The 560-nt window shown below is 46.4% G+C and carries 1 pseudogene; it reads left to right on the top strand.

The window, feature by feature from the left end:
- Positions 1 to 303: 303 nt before the first annotated feature.
- A pseudogene (locus FC83_RS10175) lies at positions 304 to 560 on the top strand (group II intron reverse transcriptase/maturase); the annotation flags it as partial.

Here is a 560-nt window from a genome sequence, read left to right as displayed (position 1 = left end):
AATGAACAAGAAGTGGCTATAAGGCTGTTTGCAGTGGATAAGGTTGCTTTACAAACCGAAGTCCAATACTACTCGAAACTGTACGCAGTAAAGCCAATGGTTGCATGGCACGAAAGTTATCGTCCTTACCCGGGGAGGTCTGTATCATACGTTCCCGACAAGAGAAACGGAAAGTTTCACAGGAACAAACTAGGCAGCGATGTCTAGCTGAATGATACAGAAGTCAGCCGAGGCCATAGTAGTTGCCAATGGTAATGAAGGGCTGAACAATAATAATTCTCACTAAAATTGGAGGTGGAAGTCGTGCGAAAATTGCAGAAAACAGAAATCAAAGCTGACCGCCGGGGGAAGATAGGTCTGGAAGACCAAAGGCAACCCGGGGCGCATAGTACGACTTCCGGTGAAGGTAAAGTCGAGAATGGCGTTTCATTTCAAGATTTAGTTCTATCCCGAGATAATCTGAACCAAGCCTACAAACAAGTAGTCAGCAACAAAGGTGCAGCTGGTATCGACGGCCTGACCGTCGACGAGCTACTACCCTATTTGAAGGAGCATCGTGA

Origin of the sequence: Agrilactobacillus composti DSM 18527 = JCM 14202 (assembly GCF_001436375.1) — a bacterium.
GTDB lineage: Bacteria > Bacillota > Bacilli > Lactobacillales > Lactobacillaceae > Agrilactobacillus > Agrilactobacillus composti.
The sequence above is the reverse complement of the archived record's forward strand: the minus strand, read 5'-3'. Positions and strand labels throughout refer to the sequence as shown.